General features: G+C 44.8%; 17 protein-coding genes and 2 pseudogenes. 8 read left to right on the top strand and 11 right to left on the bottom strand.

The window, feature by feature from the left end:
• Positions 1-362: pseudogene (locus tag AK963_RS08460) on the bottom strand (hypothetical protein); the annotation flags it as partial.
• A 241-nt stretch (positions 363-603) separates the two neighbouring features.
• On the opposite strand from AK963_RS08460, the gene AK963_RS08455 reads away from it, so the two are divergent.
• Together AK963_RS08455 and AK963_RS08450 are read left to right on the top strand one after the other, a co-directional pair.
• Complete coding sequence (locus AK963_RS08455) at positions 604-846, top strand: DUF5062 family protein (protein ID WP_066015024.1); 243 nt, start codon at positions 604-606, stop codon at positions 844-846.
• 35 nt (positions 847-881) lie between these two features.
• A complete protein-coding gene (locus AK963_RS08450) occupies positions 882-1235 on the top strand; it encodes a 5-carboxymethyl-2-hydroxymuconate Delta-isomerase (protein ID WP_066015023.1) in 354 nt (117 codons plus the stop codon).
• Positions 1236-1263: 28 nt separating this feature from the next.
• On the opposite strand, the gene AK963_RS08445 is transcribed toward AK963_RS08450, so the two are convergent.
• Entirely contained in the window at positions 1264-1527 is a 264-nt protein-coding gene (locus tag AK963_RS08445; RefSeq protein WP_066015022.1) for a DUF6482 family protein, read from the bottom strand.
• A gap of 48 nt (positions 1528-1575) precedes the next feature.
• A complete protein-coding gene (locus tag AK963_RS08440; protein WP_066015021.1) occupies positions 1576-2121 on the bottom strand; it encodes a hypothetical protein in 546 nt (181 codons plus the stop codon).
• A 353-nt stretch (positions 2122-2474) separates the two neighbouring features.
• Here AK963_RS08440 and AK963_RS08435 point away from each other — a divergent pair, with 353 nt between their 5' ends.
• The 3 genes from AK963_RS08435 to AK963_RS08425 are packed head-to-tail and all read left to right on the top strand — an operon-like array spanning position 2475 to position 5096.
• The gene (locus tag AK963_RS08435; protein ID WP_066015027.1) at positions 2475-3455 is read left to right on the top strand and encodes an NAD(P)/FAD-dependent oxidoreductase; all 981 of its coding nucleotides are present in this window, start codon (positions 2475-2477) and stop codon (positions 3453-3455) included.
• A 53-nt stretch (positions 3456-3508) separates the two neighbouring features.
• Entirely contained in the window at positions 3509-4264 is a 756-nt protein-coding gene (locus AK963_RS08430; RefSeq protein WP_139117314.1) for a hypothetical protein, read from the top strand.
• Positions 4265-4283: 19 nt separating this feature from the next.
• Positions 4284-5096 carry a hypothetical protein gene (locus tag AK963_RS08425; protein ID WP_066015019.1) on the top strand — a complete coding sequence of 271 codons (813 nt, stop codon included), beginning with the start codon at positions 4284-4286 and terminating at the stop codon, positions 5094-5096.
• Positions 5097-5114: 18 nt separating this feature from the next.
• Here the strand turns inward: AK963_RS08425 and AK963_RS08420 are convergent, their stop codons facing one another.
• From AK963_RS08420 to AK963_RS08410, 3 genes are all read right to left on the bottom strand, one after another.
• On the bottom strand, positions 5115-6209 hold the full coding sequence (locus AK963_RS08420; protein ID WP_066015018.1) for a helix-turn-helix domain-containing protein: 1095 nt from the start codon (positions 6207-6209) through the stop codon (positions 5115-5117).
• Between the two features lie 125 nt (positions 6210-6334).
• Complete coding sequence (locus AK963_RS08415) at positions 6335-7129, bottom strand: acetoacetate decarboxylase family protein (protein WP_066015017.1); 795 nt, start codon at positions 7127-7129, stop codon at positions 6335-6337.
• Positions 7130-7325: 196 nt separating this feature from the next.
• Positions 7326-8351 carry a Rieske 2Fe-2S domain-containing protein gene (locus AK963_RS08410; protein ID WP_066015016.1) on the bottom strand — a complete coding sequence of 342 codons (1026 nt, stop codon included), beginning with the start codon at positions 8349-8351 and terminating at the stop codon, positions 7326-7328.
• Positions 8352-8616: 265 nt separating this feature from the next.
• Here AK963_RS08410 and AK963_RS08405 point away from each other — a divergent pair.
• Positions 8617-9494, top strand: a pseudogene (locus tag AK963_RS08405) (SDR family NAD(P)-dependent oxidoreductase).
• A gap of 203 nt (positions 9495-9697) precedes the next feature.
• On the top strand, positions 9698-10315 hold the full coding sequence (locus AK963_RS08400; RefSeq protein ID WP_238593670.1) for a TetR/AcrR family transcriptional regulator: 618 nt from the start codon (positions 9698-9700) through the stop codon (positions 10313-10315).
• Between the two features lie 35 nt (positions 10316-10350).
• On the opposite strand, the gene AK963_RS08395 is transcribed toward AK963_RS08400, so the two are convergent.
• The 5 genes from AK963_RS08395 to AK963_RS08375 form a co-directional block, all read right to left on the bottom strand.
• The gene (locus AK963_RS08395) at positions 10351-11580 is read right to left on the bottom strand and encodes a sensor histidine kinase (RefSeq protein WP_066015014.1); all 1230 of its coding nucleotides are present in this window, start codon (positions 11578-11580) and stop codon (positions 10351-10353) included.
• Positions 11580-12278, bottom strand: a complete 699-nt coding sequence (locus AK963_RS08390; protein WP_066015013.1) for a response regulator transcription factor — start codon at positions 12276-12278, stop codon at positions 11580-11582. The genes AK963_RS08395 and AK963_RS08390 overlap by 1 nt, the downstream gene beginning before the upstream one ends.
• A gap of 35 nt (positions 12279-12313) precedes the next feature.
• A complete protein-coding gene (locus AK963_RS08385) occupies positions 12314-12583 on the bottom strand; it encodes a hypothetical protein (protein WP_066015012.1) in 270 nt (89 codons plus the stop codon).
• 35 nt (positions 12584-12618) lie between these two features.
• A complete protein-coding gene (locus AK963_RS08380; RefSeq protein ID WP_066015011.1) occupies positions 12619-13170 on the bottom strand; it encodes a PepSY domain-containing protein in 552 nt (183 codons plus the stop codon).
• A 126-nt stretch (positions 13171-13296) separates the two neighbouring features.
• A complete protein-coding gene (locus tag AK963_RS08375) occupies positions 13297-13800 on the bottom strand; it encodes an FUSC family protein (RefSeq protein WP_066015010.1) in 504 nt (167 codons plus the stop codon).
• 531 nt (positions 13801-14331) lie between these two features.
• Here AK963_RS08375 and AK963_RS08370 point away from each other — a divergent pair.
• Complete coding sequence (locus AK963_RS08370; protein ID WP_066015009.1) at positions 14332-16374, top strand: hypothetical protein; 2043 nt, start codon at positions 14332-14334, stop codon at positions 16372-16374.
• The last annotated feature ends 448 nt before the right edge of the window (positions 16375-16822 follow it).

The following is a 16822-nucleotide window of genomic DNA, read 5'->3' as shown; positions in this document are numbered from 1 at the left end:
TGCATCGTGAAAGTTTTCAGGAAAATCGGGAGTTTTAGGCATGACATTAACGGGATGAACAACAGGCTATTTAAAGTATAAAGGCAATCGCAGAATTCGTGACATATTTTGAAAATGAAATTGGTATTATTCATCCCGGTGGCTGCAATGCAGATCAATTTCAGTTCTGATAGCCTTGAAAGAGTATCGCTATCGAGGATGACTTTGTTGGTAATCACCACCTGGGCGTTGCGGCTGCGCTCAAGGGTCTGCTCCGGGGTTGTAAAGTCATGGAGTTTCCAGTTGATGGGCAGGTCATGCAGCGGTGAAAGATCCAGGTCTGGTCCCAGAGTGCCGGCATCCAGAAAAACACCATTGATCATATTATTATTACCATAACGGAAGTGTTGTTGTTCATGCAGGCCAGTTTGCCAGAAATGGTTTATAAAAGTTAATACACGGGTAATACCAATCGTGCTTTCTAACTCACGTTATGAGCAAGAATATTTGAGCCTAAGACAAGGCGACAATCGGCAACGCAGAATGAAGGCTCAAATCTTCAGCGCAATAGGGAGTTAGAAGGTTCGATTGGTATAATAAATCACTGGACCGGATGAGGTTCCAATGAAGAAACTGAAGAATGAAAAAGAACTGGTAAAGAAGGCCATTGAATATGGCATGAAGTATGGTGAAAAACGGGGGGTTGTTGAATTTGAGGCTACCGATTCGGCCAATGAGAAAATCGAATATATCTATCGCCTCCTGGTACATGATAATCTCATCCAGCCTCTGCCGGAGGATCAGGTATCCCAGGTTACCATGAAACACAAGCTGGCAATCTGGGCATCAAAACAGAAGCTGGACTGATCTGGGCGATACGTCATTTGAATGGAGATTCTTGCTTGCCACACTGTGTTATTGAATATTCCCGCCCATTGGAAGCGGTTGTCAGCCCACAGACCCTGATGGAGAGTGTGCATCAGGGAGCTGTCAGCTCTGGGTTGTTTGACGAGTCGGCCATCAAGGTACGTGCGCTACCTTACGACCATTTTCGTGTAGCAGCGGATGCAGAACAGGGGATGCGGTTTATTCATGTGACGGCTCGTATTCTATCCGGGCGCAGTTTGGAACAGAAACAGGGGCTGTCCGATGTTTTGCTTAACGCTATAGGAGAAATTCCCATCAATAATGTATCGGTCACAGTTGAAGTGGTTGATATGGAGCGGGAGGTTTACGCCAAAGCAATTATTGGTTGATGAACCTGAAGGTTAAAACCTTCCAGGCTCATGCTGAGGGTCTGGCTTGGTCTTCAGGATGGAACATCTCATCAAAGGTGCCGGAAAAAACCAGTTGCAAGTGTGGAGCAATGTGATGCCCAAGGGTCTCTTTTGCTTCACCAATGCTGTGGAACACAGCGGGGGAAGCATCATTATTTCTCAAAAGGTGCTTCCCATCCACCTGGCATAAATAAATATCCCCTTCCTGACTCAGCAGTTGGACCGGCAGATGGTTTTTTTTGAAGGTTTTTTTCAGTTCTTTAATGGTCATTGAGTTTCTCCGATGGTTTTAATGGAACCTGAAGAAGAAAACGACGACTCAACTTAAATGCTTTCTTGGAATCAGCTGTCCTGCAAAAGGGTTGTCCAGTCCACTGGCTATGCCAGCAGCCCTTGCGGTGGGATAATTTGATACGGTTTCGTTCATCCTTTCCCGTTCAATTGGATTGTTAATGTCGACCATTACGACAGCTCCACCTTGCTGAATGTGATCGTGATAAGGTTGCAGACGATAATTGTCGCTTGAAGCACCGATCATTCCACCAAGCCAGGTAGGAAAGCCAAGAGCAATCAGGCAGGCGAAGACAGTTCCGATCCCGCCAGCAGGATGGCCTTCCAAAAGCTTGTAGGTAAAGAATCCAACCACTGTTGCCAGGATGACACCAACCATAAAGCCTCTTTCACCGCTGTGAATGGTGTCCGTTTCTTCCAGAAAGTTAAGATCGTTAAGATGGTATTTCATGGCGCGTGTGTGATCCTCGTGAGCGATATGAATGCGATTGTGATCAATACCTGCACTTTCGAGCTGTTCGGAAAGTTCCCTGGCAGTTTTGAGGCCGGGCAGTAAAAAGAGGTGCTTTTTCATAATTGCAATTCCTTTGCAGTGAAATACGTAAACACTCTTTATTGTTTTAATCTTCTGGAGCGTTATTAGACTCAATCTTTGACAGTCTTAAAGAGTGGAGTCCTTATATCGTGTGAATCAGGATAAACTTTAAACATGACATTTTCCTGAATGTCACTAGTCTCAAGTCCCTTTTCAGCACTGCCCCAAATCTCTTACCCTGATAACATCTATTTGTACGGCCTCCACGTAAAACTGGATTTCGGTCTTGCAAATTTTTAATGCAAACTGCTTGCCAGATAAAAAATGGTGTTGAAAAACATAGGATTAACTTTTTGTTGATAGGGCCAGATGACTAATAACGAGGCATGCCCATGAAGATTGCACTAATTGGAGCCGGACTTTCCGGGATAAAGGCCGCCAGTCTTTTAATCGATTTGGGGCATGAAGTGACGGTTTTTGAGAAAAGCCGTGGGTTAGGTGGACGGTTAGCCAATCGACGAACAGCATGGGGTAAGCTTGATATTGGTGCCCAGTACTTTACTGCAAGGGACCCGGATTTTCAGAAACAGGTAGAGCTATGGCTGCAAGCTTCTGTTGTTCAGGTCTGGGATTTTTCACCTTATTGTGTTGAACAGGGAAAATTAATACCTTCACCGGATGAAACGGTACGTTACACCGGTTCTCCGTTAATGAATCAGCTGGTTTATTGTTCGAGTAATGGGCTTATGGTTAATTTTCAATGTGCTGTAACGGCGGTGGAAAAACTCAGGAAAGGTTGGCGTCTGTTCACTTCCAATGGAGAAGTATTTTCGGATTTTGACTGGTTGATTGTCAGTAGCCCTGCTGAGCAAAGCCGTGCCCTTCTGGAAAACTGTTCTGATGTGATGACTGATGTGCCTGAGGCCGTCCATCAACCCTGTTGGGCAGTGGGCCTTGCTACCCGCGGGGAAGCTCCAGAGAGTGTGCAGGGTATCTTTGGTGATGACACCGTCCGCTGGGCTTCCCGGTTATCCAATCGACCTGGTTTTATCAAAGCTCCGGATATTGATGATGTCTGGATGTTGCATTTCTCACCTGAGTGGTCTGAACAACAGGGTAAAGAAACGCCAGTGGATATCGGTCAGACCGGTTTGGAGTGGCTTCAGAAGATAATGGATACCGAGCTTGATAAAAGTGCTGAGTATCGACATTACTGGCGATATGCCAATATAAAGCCAGTGACATTTGATAAGTCTTATCTTCTGGATGAACATCAGAGGCTTTCTGTTATTGGTGCCTGGTGTGCTGGTGGCAGGGTTGAGGGGGCCTGGTTATCAGCAGTGAATTGGGTAGAAGATGTCGTAGTGTTATGAACACCTGAGATTATAAGGCCAGTATGCTGGATACAGTGATCAAGGAGGATCCTGTGAAAATTAAAAATGTATTGCATATTGTAAAGGATTTTGCCAAGTCTGAGCTTAGCCGTTTGAACAATCCTGGTTTAGGCAAAAAAAATATTCCTGTAGGTAAAGCAGATGACTCTGGGAAAATGTTGATGCAGCGATCAATAAAGTGGCTTGGACCTCAACCACCTGTATTAAAATCTAGAGAGATCAGCAAAGAAGAAGTCTCGGTTACTTTGTTATCTCATTGGAGTAGAAAAAGCAAACAGAGTATAGAAGCCTGCCGCTCTAAGCTTGAAAAAGTAAATGGTTCAGCTGTTTTGGCGGTCAGTAAACTTCTCGATAGTGATAAGCAGCTGTATACCTGTCAGATTCCCGGCGTAATGGTTATGACTGAGCATAACTTATTGAGTGATTTTCCTGAGAGAATATCTAGCCTTATGGTCAGGGCAATTTCTGAGGATCCAGAGCTGGGTAGCAGGTTATTTGAATCTGATGGCTTGATGAAAACACCTATTTTAATTGTACAAGGGGAGCCACAAGTGCTGGCCGAAGATACACTGGAACATGTTTCCTCTTCAGTTTCTTTTTATCCCTATGTGGATGTGCAAAAAACTTCTGGCAGAGCTCTGCTTACCTTGTATATTAAAGATCAAAATAAAAGTGAATCAGCGATTGTTAGTGGTTTAATAAAAGGATTGAACAGAGCAGTCCAATTTGCAGATGATAATTTGCCTGATGCTTCGAGCTCTTTGATCCAAACCTATTTAAGACAGTAATTACCGGTAAGTGGTGGCTATGAAGCCTTTAAGCTGTTTTTCTGTTCCACAGGCAAGTGCTCCTCGGCAAGAGAACTCTAAGTTTGCTGAGGATAAAGATTTGGGGGAACTACATGCCCAAAAATTGGTTGGTGAGTCGATTGCGCACCGGAAAATAGAACAATGTGATATTTGTTGTTTAAGGTATACACGTCGAAATTCGATATGGGATTTTTTAAACGGCATTAAACGGGGTATGTGCTGTAAACCGGAGATCGAGCAAAGGAGTGAAATTCAAATTTTAAGTGCAAGAGTTCTTTCAAGATGGGTATCAAAACCAGAAGATACACTAATTATTCATGAAAAAGACATTGGTAAAGTTAATAGTGCTGCTTTTCTATTGATCAATAAGTTATGTAAAGAGAATAATTTTCTTCATTTTTCGGCCCTTTCGCCCGTGTTGATAATGACTAAAGATTCGCCGTATGACTTTTTTGAGTTGGTAAATACAGCTATTGAACAGTTGATAAGCATGGGTTCCAATACAGTAAAAGACGTGGAAAGTTCGGATGGTCTATTGAAAACTCCCTTGATTATAACGCCGGATACTGGGGAATATGTATTCCCTGAATTGCTTGAAAGATATTCGCAGCATATTGCATTCTACCCTAAATTAGATTATCCCAAAGATTGCTCTGGAGGTGATCTGGTAACTATTTTTATTAATGATGATGGGTTAGAACTGGCTACTCTGGTAGGTGAGTTACAGTGGGCCTTAAAAAAGGCCGTTGATCATACGAATAGTAAGCTGCCTCGTTCGTCGAAAGATACTATACAGAAATACCTGAGATGATACTGGATTTGTTTGCTATCAGTTTTTTTCCCTAATATTTCGTTCATTGTTGAGGTTGTTTCTGCGGCGGAATTCTCCGGGTGTAATGCCTGTCCATTTCTTGAAAGAGCGGTGAAACGCACTTAGCTCTTCAAAGCCCATTAGCAGTGCGGCAGCAGTGATGCTGATATCGGACTGACTCAAGTATTTAATGGCAATATCACGACGATATTCGTCTTTTACCTGCTGATAGGAAGAACCTTCTTTGACCAGGTGTCGCCGCAGGGTTCTCACGGGGATATCAATCATCTCGGCAACTTCGCTGAGTTTTGGTATATCACCGTTCTCCTCACCGCCCAGTAATGAACGCATTTTAGGCGCCAGGCTATGGCTGTTTTGAATAGCCTCTATGTTAAACAAGGCAAACGGCCCAGCGCTTAACAGCTTCTTCAGGCTTTCAGGTGTTTGTACGACAGGTGCATCAAGGGCGCTGGCATTAATCTGAATAAAATTTTCAGCCTGCTTGAACTGAATCGGACACTCAAAATGGAAGCGATAATCCATCAGGTTCAACATAGCCGGGCCCATCAGGCTGACAGAGTGCACTTCAAGGTATTGGCCCGTAAGCCAGCAGCAGAAACGATGCCATAGCGCCAGGCTATAGACCATGCGCAGCTGTCGTGAGGAGTTGATTTCGTGACTTTCCAGTCCATGGTAGCCGGCATGGAGCATGCGGATGCTGGAACTATCATCAGAAAAATCGTAGAGAGGAAGCTCCTCCGGTAAAGTACCACCAAAGGTACTGCGTCCGGAAAGGTACTCACTGGCAACATCAAAGGCATCGTGAAGGGTATTACACTCTACCAGGGCATAGCACATGGCTTCCAGAGCGCCGGACGACATTTCGTGATGGCTGTATTTGTTAACTTCACTTTCCAGTAACTGGGAGACCGTCAGGTAGAGTTTTCGGAAAGTATCAGGTGTGACATCACTGGAAAGGGTGAGCGAATCATCATCGGTTTGCAGCTCAAGCTGGTTTTCAACGGCCAGTTTCTGGACGTCACAGCCTTTTTCCGCTGCTACCTTGAGCAACGGAACGACGTAATTTACCGGTATCAGATACTCAGTCGTCATTGTCGTTATTCTCTCGGTTGTATGGGTATTACTATTGCCTGTTTCAGATATGGCAGTCATCGTCCGGGTAAACGATGACTGCCTTATTATTCATAAAATAACCACTGTATTCAGCATGCAGTAAACTATTTTTTAAATAATTTCTTGCTGGGTGCGCCGTTTTCACCCGGCCACATGGAGCTGCCAATGGTGTCTGCAAATGGCCAGAATCCTTTTGGATCCAGTGGCTTGTTCAATGAAATATTCCGGGCCTTGAAGGTCGGTGTCCACAGAAATGCTTTTGGCTCACTCTTGACCGGCAGCAGCTGGGCGACTGGATCCCAGGGGCTTTCATTCAATTTCAGAGTGCCTTCAACTTCTTCCATGTAAGCCGTGCCATAGCGGCTATAGACCTGGACAACATGAGGAGGGAAGTCAAACTTGTAAGGCATCATATCAACAGCACGGGAGTACTTAACCCACCACTCATTGACTTCAAAATCCTGCAGATCTTCGGTGACTTCAACAGGACCTTTCACTTTGCCGCTGAACTCCAGGAAGGTATAGCCCTGGTGAGTCACACTGGCTTTGACTTCATCAAAAATCCGGTAGTACTTGGTTTCTGCAAAGAACTTGGGTTGTCCCCAGCGCTCTTTACTGCCTGCGATTGCTGCTTCCTGGTCAATACCGATACCCAGCGTGTATTCGCCTTCCACGCCATCAACATCTGCAGCAACATTCACCACAACACCGTACTCAGGCTCATTCAGAACTGGGAAGTTGTAGATAATGATTTTAACGGTTGGATTTTTACCTGGCTCAACACCTGGAGGGAGGAGCTTGGCAATGCATTCAGGATCCGTTTCATAGGAGATTTTGAGCATTGGCCAGTTGATGATATCGCCGGGTCTGCCCATAGTTGGTGCGGGAGTTTGGCTCATGAATTGCCTCTCTTCTTGTTTTTTATTATGAAATGCCGCTTAGCCGTTTTCTTTATGAAGGATGGGCGACATTTTCCGCTCATGGCTGTTTTGCGAGGGTTGCCAGGTTTGAGATCCAATGGCCTGGATATGCCCAGAGAAAAATTACGGGACTCATGCTTCTAAAGCATGACAACAGTCCCGTATACAGCATGGATTAAGCAGTTGCGAGCAGCTCATCCTTGCGATTTGCTTCTTCCAGCTCCTGCTCATCGTAGAACTGGTTGAACCACTTACGGTACTGACCGATAGGTCCGTCACCGTCACAAAGAATCGGGGTAGGCTTATAGACTTTGTTTTCCCAGATAGGCATATCCTGTTCAACCTGATGCACCAGTTCCTGAACAAAACCGTCTGCGTAGATTTTCTTCATATCTGACTGAGCGGTCGGCAGAGTGAAGTTAAAGCGCAGGTGGATGTTCTGGTCATCAACAGGTGTTACGGTTGCCATCAATACCACTTCGAACAGGCGCATGAACTTCTGATACGTCTGGCCAGGGCCTACGTTGTAGGACTCAAGACGAGCGGCTTCCAGATTATCGCCAGTGTGGTTTACAGAGCCATCTTCTTCTACCGCATGGGTTTGAGCATCGAAAATGGTGCTGCGACGGTGGCCTTTCATCTCAACTTCACTCTCTGGCATGAAAGGAACGTTATGAACGGTCACAAAGTGAGCAATGTCGGCAGCGTTTTCACCGGTTTCCTGAATGATTGACTTGATGTTCCAGTCAAACTTGCGGAACTCGGTCCAGCCTTCAGCACCCACTTCGGGGATAACATCCACTTCCCACAGTGGTGCTACTTCTTCTTTCGGATGGTACCAGGCCCAGATCATCTGGTTACGCTCAACCACCGGGTAGCTGCGAATGCATGGCTTGTCTTTGACTTTGGGTGGAATGCGCTTGGCGTAGGGGATGTCCGTCAGCATACCTGTGCCATCAAACTTCCAGGCATGGAAAGGGCAGCTGACACTTTCGCCTTTCACAATACCACCATGGCCCAGGTGAGCACCCAGGTGAGGGCAGTAGGCATCAAGCAGAGCGGCTTCACCGGATTCGGTACGGAACAGAACCAGTTCCTTGCCGAAATATTTAACAGGCTTGACTTCACCGACTTTCAGATCTTCCGAGTATTCCACAGCATACCAGCCAAAAGGGATTGGCTTGTTATAACGCTTGCTCATGGAGTGATTCTCCCAAATCCAGTTTTATTGTTGTTGTCATTCAATCCGCACTCAGGAAACGGCCTTCTGAGAAGAAGATCGAATATCCAGCTTGGTAACTGTTGTAAAATAAGTTACCGCAGTGTAACTTTGCAATAAAGTATCCAAATGCACTGAAAATTGTCACAGATCAAAATTCAGGCAGTTCATTGTTGAAAAGTGGGTGCTAAGAGGTGTGTATCCACCTTGATGTAGGCCTTATGTGAAGAGAGTGGAGATAAAAATAATGAAAGACTTCAAAGACAAGGTTGCTGTAATTACCGGTGGTGCCAGCGGCGTTGGTCGTGCCATTGCCCTGTTACTGGGTAAAGAAGGCGCCAAGGTGGTTGTCTTGATATTGAACCAACAGCTCTGGATAAAACCGTCAGTGAACTTCAGGCAAATGGTGTCGACAGTTTTGGCTTTCAGGCCGACATCACCAAGCAGGAAAGTCTGGACGCCCTGGCAGAAGCCACCTTGGAAAAATACGGTGAAATGCATCTGGTCTTTGCCAATGCCGGTGTCGGTACCGGTGAGGCTGGTAATATGTGGGGCTATAACATGAATGACTGGGAGTGGGGTTTCCGGGTAAACACCTGGGGTCTCATCAATACCATCAATGCGTTCATGCCAAAGCTGATGGCCCAGAAGCAGGAAGCACACTTTGTCGTGACCGGTTCTGGTAACGGTGCTTACTTTATGTTGCCGCACACCCCAATCTACACGGCTACCAAGGCTGCTGCACAGGCCATTACTGAAAACCTGTACTTCCAGCTGCAGCAGATGAATTCCAAGGTTAAGGTGAATGCACTGTTCCCCGGACCTCATGTGGTAAACACTGGCATCTTTAACTCTGAAAGAAACCGCCCGGAAGATCTGCCTACCGATCCTAACAAGCCGGATTCAGGTATTCACTCTGTTGAAGACATGCGTGCGATCATGGCTCAGTTTAAAATGGAGCTGCAGACCACTGAGCCGGAAGAAGTGGCTGAAACGGCACTTCAGGGAATCCGTGAGAACAAGTTCTGGATTGCCCCAATGACGGACAAAATCCGCACCGCGATTCAGGAGCGTACCGACAATATGCTCAATGGTGTTAACCCGACACCACCTAACGTTATCTAAAACCCAGTTTATAGATAACTATTTTTTGCTTCACAGTTCCGTTGTCTGTGAAGCAAAAATCTCCTCTTAATAAAGAACGGTTTCTGGTACTGTCCTGTGTCAGCGACCATTGTGATTCTTATTTTTTAAGGTTAGTTTATCGCTTTATGAGAGCTCCTCCAGAGTCAGAGCGCATAATCCTATAGAAAACAGAGGTTAGATCGTTGACTGTCCAGACAATGGGACGCCGCGAACGTAAGAAGCAGGCGGTAAGGGATAAAATCAGTGAGGAAACCATCGCACTGATCAGACGACAGGGGGTTGACGGTGCAACGGTTGAGGCCATTTGTGAAAAGGCAGATATAGCCAAGAAGACCTTCTACAACTATTACGGCTCAAGACATGAGCTGATGATTGAAATCTGTGATTCAAAAATCCTGGTTCTGAACCAGGAGCTGGTGGAGGCAGCCCTTGGATCGGGGAAGCCACTTGAAGAGCAGCTGACCTTTATGTTTGATCAGATGAAAACGAATTACACCCATGCAGATCATCTTGAAAAAGAGTTGATCGATTATATGGTTTGTAATTTCCCAAACCACCGAAGCCAGGGTGTGAATCAGCTTAACTTTATGAACAAGTGGTACACGAGGCTTTATGAGCACAACGTTGCCCGACTGAAACCTTCGCTGACGCCCGATTTCTGTGCAGAAGTCACCGTCGCCATGGTTAATGGTCTGACGCTGAACTGGCTGAATGATGAGCAGTACAATATTGAAGACCGGTTGGATAAATTGAAGTGTTATCTGATCGATAGTTTTCTTGCAGAGACAGCAAGCAGTTGACTCACCAGGAGTACGCCACACTCCTGATTTGTATATTACGCATCAACAGGAATAGAAACTTTTACTGCGAGTCCGGGCATACAATCACCTAGAAGAATTGAGCCATGATGCAAACCAGCTACGGCTTTAGCGAGTGATAGTCCCAATCCTAAGCCGCCATCGGTGCGGCTCTTGTCAACACGATACAGGCGCTCAAATACCCGTTCTTTCTCTTCATCTGGAATGCCCGGACCATCGTCTTCTACTTTCAACCATGCAACACCGTCTGCTTTATCAAGACCACAGCCAAGAGTAATGCTGCTTCCTTTCGGACAGTAACGCAGGGCATTTTCAATCAGGTTTGCGGCCTGCTGGATCAGTAGCTCTCTATCTCCCTGAATAATAACTGGAGACTCTTCTTTAATGACGTGCAGTGACATTTGCGCATCTTCAGCAACATCCTGGTAAATCTCTGCCACGGTATCTACGACCTGGGCCAGATCTATCCGGGTGAAACGACTTCTGCGTGCACCAGACTCAATCTGGGTGATTCTCAGTAAGGCATCAAAAATAGACGTCAGTCGCTGTGAATCCTCAAGGGCATTATCCAGCTCCCTGAAAAAGGATTCACTTTGGCTGGTATGAGATTGCTCTGCTTCATCCCTCAGTGTCAGCAGGTTATGACGTAAGCGGGTGATCGGTGTTTTCAGTTCATGGGCGATATTGGCCGAAATATCCCGCATGGCAGCAATAGAGCCTTCCAGTCGTGACAGCATCTCATCAATGGAGACAGATATCCTTGCCAGATCATTGTAGGTATGCTTTTCACCGGTGCGTGCTGATAAATTACCCTCCGCAGCCGCATTTAATACCGACTCGATTCGTGAAATTCGCTTCTGACTGTGGCGGCTCAATGCCATCACAATGACGGTTGTGAATATCGAGACCAATATGCCTGCCAGAATAAAGCCTGAAGTCAGAACGGCCAGAATTTCATCGTCTTCGATGGGATCATCATCAATATCGCTGAAATCCCGGTTTTGCTCCTTCACCAGTTCTCTGGATTCTTTGACAATCTCCCGGCTCTGCTTGCCCAGTTCGTAATCCACATACAGAAAAGTAACGGAAGCCATTAACATCAGGCTTATGATCGAGACCACGCCAAACATTAAACCCTGTTGAATCGCAGAGCTTTTGAGCCATGTGGGCAGTTGGTTGGGCAGGCGTTTCCATAATGCCGATAAATACAGGCGTACCTCCTGAGTATCAGGAAACTGGAATTTCATTAGTTCACACCTGCCGTCGTTTTATGCTCCAGTTTATAGCCTGCGCCTCGAACGGTCTGAATCAACGTATCGCCAAACGGTTTTTCCAGCTTGTTTCTCAAACGGCTGATGTGTGTTTCTACAACACTGGTCTGAGGATCAAAGTGAATATCCCAGACATGTTCAAGCAGCATGGTTCTGGTGATTACCCGTCCCGGATGGCGCAGGAAAAGCTCAAGTATACGAAACTCTTTGGGTTGCAAATCCAGAGCTTGCCCCTGGCGCATGGCGGAGTGTTCAAACAGGTTGATAACCACATCACCATAGGCTAACTCAGGCTTTGTCTCGGTTGACTTTAGAATCTGCCGCCTGGACAGTGCAGTGATCCTGGCCAGTAACTCGGAAAATGCAAAAGGCTTGGTCAGGTAGTCATCACCTCCAGCTTCAAGCCCTTCAACACGATCATCAACGCCACCCAGTGAGGTGAGAAACAGAATGGGGGTTGCCACCTGGGCAGCCCGAAGCGCCTTTACCAGCGACAGCCCGTCCAGCCCGGGCAGCATGCGGTCAACAACAGCGACATCATACTGCTCTGTCATGCAGAGTGTCAGGGCGTGTTTGCCATTATCGACCAGCTCAACCTGATGGCCAGCTTCACGAAGTCCCTTTTCAATAAAACCGCTGAGGCTTACATCGTCCTCTACCAGCAATACCCGCATGACCATGTTCTCTTTGTATAACGCATCGCTGCGGCTTAGGCCGCAACGATTGGATTGTTGTTGGGTTCCTGCGCATCAGCTGGTGCTGTGAGATCATTTTTACGGGTTTTATAGTGCTGCCATTTGGCAATGATCACCGCTGCCACGCCTGCTAATAAACAGGCTCCCAGAGTTACCAGCCCCATCATGAAAAACAGGGAGAACGATACCACGCCGGTCACTTCTTTAAGACCATTATTGCGTATTTTCATGGCTGTTGATCGAATTCGGGACCACAGACCAGATGTTGTTTCAGATGAGTTCATCGAATGACTCCCGCATACCATTGAATGGTTTTCTATTAAGATTTGCTGACAGGTCTGACAGCGTCAATTCTGGTTTCGATGTGCTGACCACGGGCGTTCAACAACTCAATTTCATAAGACACTTGGTTGTGGTCGTCTTCCATTTCCACATGCCATACCTTGCCACCAAACTCAGACTCGGACTGTTGAACCGCCTCTTTCAAGGAGAGGTATTTGCCATTACTGATGCCTGACAGCCACAGGGCGTTTTCAAGCTGATCATCATGGTCGTTATCGTGACCACTACGGTGATTGCTCAGAATGACTTCACCGCTTTGAGCATCAATAATGGTTTTGATCTCTTCACCGTTTTTATCAGCCAGTTTAATTTCATACACTGCCTGACCCATTTCAACTTCACGTTCTGCCTCAAGTGGTTCTGCGCCGGTATGGTTTCTGGCAATTTCTACCGCCTTAAGCAGAGGCACCGCATCTTCGCTGAGGGACGTAGGTGCATCACCTGCATTGGCTGAACCTATGGCCATCATTGTGCTCATACCGATAAAGGCAGACAGGGCAGCGGATTTAACAATGTTTGACTTTTTCACAGTAACTTCCTCATAACCAGGGTAAACATGACTAGGACATCTCCTGTCGATGTGACCACTTTACCCGGGAAGATTTTCAGGAAGGTTTCCGGAACTATACATTTTTGTAAGATTTGGCGTTGAAGGTTAACGTTGTCCTTTACCTGTCCTGAAGCATTTGTCCAGAAGGTAAGAAACAAGGACACCGGTACCTACACCAATACATGATTCAAACAGGCGCAGGGTGGCATTGAGAACCGGGTTTATGTCCGAGACAGTTGAGACAATAATGACGACTGAAATGGTGATTGCTGCCAGCTTAACATGTTGCCCACAGTTGATCCGATAGCAAAGGAGTGAAGCCGCACCAATAAAAATAGCATAGGTAATGGCGTTAAAAGTGAAAAACAGCAGGTAGATTGCAGCAAGGACAGAGCCAATGGCTGAACCGATAATCCTGGTTTTTGCGGTAGAAATACTTTCCTGCACAGTGGCAGGTTCAGACACTATCAATCCCGAGATGACCGCCCATAATCCGCCAATCATGGCCGTTGGCTCGTAGGATAGCCAGCTGAAAACATAGCCTGAAATATAAGCTATAAAGGCAATGCAGCTGTAACGAAGGGTTGAACGAATGGCCATTCGTTCCATTGTTTACTTCCTTAAATATGGCTACAAATATGACGAAGTAATAGTCTAGTTGTTCTCATAAGAGGGAGGAGGGGGCAGGTTTTAATTGGTCAGGCTATCAGTAGATTGATGCAAAAATTCTCAGGCCCTTTCCAGAGGGTATAGAGGTGAGAAGTAGTGGTATGCATAAGATTCGACGATAAAAAATGATCTGGATAATCAGCCAGTACGCTTTGTATTTTGTTCCTATAGATTTTAATCATATAGAAGAGCTTAAGAGTGCTGGAATTGATATGTGATGATGAAGTCTGTCCTGGGAGAAGTACGTTCTACGGCTCTCTCTTTTTTTGATTAACTCAAATTATTAGAAATATTTAGATGGAGTAATAACTTTGAAATGCATAATTTACTATCTGGGATAGAATTGTGGTTTCTACGTATAAAAAAGCCTTAGGGTTAAATTCTATAAAATGACTGATGCATCAATTTCGGGAGTAAAGCTTGTATTAAATTGATGAATTGGTATCACCGTTCAATAAAAAGGTAATCGTCATGTCATACGGCTTTGCCACAGGCCTGAATAATCAACATGTAGGGTTTATTATTAATGATGAGTCAAAGCCTCTAGTATCTCAGGAGCAGAAGCCTAGGATTACGGTAGCAGCAGAGCCAAAGTCCATTCTCAAGAAAAGTTTGCAATCACAAGATGAACGACAGAGTCAGAAAGAAGCATTACCGGCAAGGTCAATAAAAGAGATAACTGATGAACTTGAAGTTCATTTTGGTGATGTCCAGATGAATCAGAAATGCAGCTGGCTAGCGTGTCTGCACTGTTTGGATGAATGCTGGCGTGGGTTGTGTACAGGCACTCATGATGCAGACTGGCTGCAAGTTTTTAGGGGGCTTGCTAAAGAACTACCAGGATTAACCCGTTCTGCTCTTCATGAAAAGGATGGTTTGGAAAAATTAATGACTGCCTGGCACTTTTGTATTTTTATTTATGCTCTGCATTATGAGCATTATAGTCACAAAGACCGTTTGGTAGAATCAAGAATCTTTAATGAAATAGACCTCCTGTTAAGAGATCTAACAAAGGGGTTCTTGCTGCTTTGCGGTGAGGACTTTCTTTATGAATGTGTGAGAATGGATGGTTTGAAATCGGAAAAATTCTGCGAAATGGACGGTATGTCTCCTGTGGCAGATTATTCATCATTGCCTAAGAAAATCAAAAAATATGCTCAGCAGAATAATCATCCAAACCTGCCAGAGTTCTTAAGAAAGATGCTCCAGACTCCGAATAATGACGATCCACAATGGGCCAGCGAATGTTTATCTATCCTGGACTTCTCTTTGCAGGAGAGAGAGCTTTTTTGGCACATCGGCCGTGCAAAACAGCACCCAAAGGTTTATCAATCAGTTTTTTCACCACCGCCTGCCAACACAGTTTTAGGGAATTATGGGTGTCCTCGTTTACCGGAAACCAGTACTTGTTATATAGGGGGGCTGATTCATGGATTCGCTCACTGTGGTCTAGGTAAAAGAGATACCATACCCTCTGAAGCTGGAAGGCCAGAGTTGGAAATTATTCAACGAATTATTTCTGAATTCTGGGGGATATGTTCCTTAATAAAACAGAAAAGTGGGGTGGATGAATCAAAGTATTTCCAATTCATAAAGTTGTTAATCTATGCTCATGAAGAACACGGTATACATTTATTTGAGCATCTTATTATTCCCAATGATAAATTAAGTGAATTATTGATGAGCTGGGATAAGAGTAGAGATACTGATTATTTAAAAGCGATAGAAATGTCTGGCAGTCCAGAATTTCTATCTATTTTTGGGCGAGATATCTTAAAACTGCATAAGAATCATGCTTGTAGTTTCGTCAGAAATATTACTCCCGGTAATGCTGATGAAGCATCCATCAGGCATCATTTTTCCCAGTGGCAGTTTGTTCTCGATGTTTCTGTTCCTGAAGAATCTTTGGGTAATACTATGGATATACAGGACTTGATTGATGCTGAATTAGCTCCGGAGTTAACGGAAGGAGAGAGTCTGGGAAAGCACAGAAACATTTTAAGAGCCCATACCTCTGAATTAGAAGTCATGATTATACATCCGAAGCCTCAGGATAGTGAGGCTAGACGGTTAGAGACAGGAGAGAGGCTCCTGCGAGGATTTGATGATGTTATCAGGATGAACTTTATCGATGCAGACAGTGGCGAGAAAGCTACACTTCACTTTGAGAAAAAAAGCTGTACTTATTATAGTGAATATATTAGCGAATGTACTGGGAACTCATGGCAGAACTTTACTAAATCAGGGCATTTCCAGACTACAGCACGCGAGCAAGGCAACTGGATTAAATTTGATGATAAGACTGTCAGCAAGATGACAGATCCTGTTTTGGGGAAAACAGATCATCATTTTCGTTCAGGTATACCAGTCTTATACTTTTACAGCCTTATCAGCCCTCAGGAGTATCAAAGCAGAGTTGTCAATTTTTATAAAAACCAATCAGAACTACCTACCAGTGCTTTTCAAAATGATGGCTTTGAAGACATTCCTCTAGTAGATTTTTCCAAAAAATGAAGGGGGCAAATAGATGAGTGAACTCCTGTATTCTAAAAGTAGGATTACGCTTAATAGTGAGCATGACTTCTTGGCGTTGCCTCAAAATATCTAAGTAATGCTTTATGTGGGGCAAGTTGAGTCACACAAGTACAGAGTGGCTGGCTGCTTTTTGAGCTTATCGAACGGCTATGATTCAAAAGTTGAAAGTTTAGGGAGGTAATACTCATTTTATCATCGACAATCTATAATATAGACCCTGTGGTTATCCTGTATTTTAATTCTTTCTGATATTTCCTTACAAATTGAGTTGATATGATAGATGTATTTAAATTAAGTTTTGTCTTCTAACTGTTTTGTTATGGATTTCAATAATCAAATACGGTTATAAAAAATGGGAAACTAAGTATTTGTTGAAGAAAAGGTTTCAGGCAGTATCGAAAAATAACTCAAAAATAATTTTTTTACC

The sequence above is a fragment of the Endozoicomonas atrinae genome, from assembly GCF_001647025.1.
Classification (GTDB): Bacteria; Pseudomonadota; Gammaproteobacteria; order Pseudomonadales; family Endozoicomonadaceae; genus Endozoicomonas; species Endozoicomonas atrinae.
This window is presented reverse-complemented; position numbering and strand designations above follow the sequence as displayed.

Bases quoted from the DNA above. Each gene is read 5' to 3' on its own strand.
- AK963_RS08420 (WP_066015018.1), bottom strand. From the start codon at position 6,209: ATGACGACTGAGTATCTGATACCGGTAAATTACGTCGTTCCGTTGCTC.
- AK963_RS08390 (WP_066015013.1), bottom strand. From the start codon at position 12,278: ATGCGGGTATTGCTGGTAGAGGACGATGTAAGCCTCAGCGGTTTTATT.
- AK963_RS08455 (WP_066015024.1), top strand. From the start codon at position 604: ATGAAGAAACTGAAGAATGAAAAAGAACTGGTAAAGAAGGCCATTGAA.
- AK963_RS08435 (WP_066015027.1), top strand. From the start codon at position 2,475: ATGAAGATTGCACTAATTGGAGCCGGACTTTCCGGGATAAAGGCCGCC.
- AK963_RS08370 (WP_066015009.1), top strand. From the start codon at position 14,332: ATGTCATACGGCTTTGCCACAGGCCTGAATAATCAACATGTAGGGTTT.
- AK963_RS08385 (WP_066015012.1), bottom strand. From the start codon at position 12,583: ATGAACTCATCTGAAACAACATCTGGTCTGTGGTCCCGAATTCGATCA.
- AK963_RS08395 (WP_066015014.1), bottom strand. From the start codon at position 11,580: ATGAAATTCCAGTTTCCTGATACTCAGGAGGTACGCCTGTATTTATCG.
- AK963_RS08445 (WP_066015022.1), bottom strand. From the start codon at position 1,527: ATGACCATTAAAGAACTGAAAAAAACCTTCAAAAAAAACCATCTGCCG.
- AK963_RS08410 (WP_066015016.1), bottom strand. From the start codon at position 8,351: ATGAGCAAGCGTTATAACAAGCCAATCCCTTTTGGCTGGTATGCTGTG.
- AK963_RS08440 (WP_066015021.1), bottom strand. From the start codon at position 2,121: ATGAAAAAGCACCTCTTTTTACTGCCCGGCCTCAAAACTGCCAGGGAA.
- AK963_RS08425 (WP_066015019.1), top strand. From the start codon at position 4,284: ATGAAGCCTTTAAGCTGTTTTTCTGTTCCACAGGCAAGTGCTCCTCGG.
- AK963_RS08415 (WP_066015017.1), bottom strand. From the start codon at position 7,129: ATGAGCCAAACTCCCGCACCAACTATGGGCAGACCCGGCGATATCATC.
- AK963_RS08375 (WP_066015010.1), bottom strand. From the start codon at position 13,800: ATGGAACGAATGGCCATTCGTTCAACCCTTCGTTACAGCTGCATTGCC.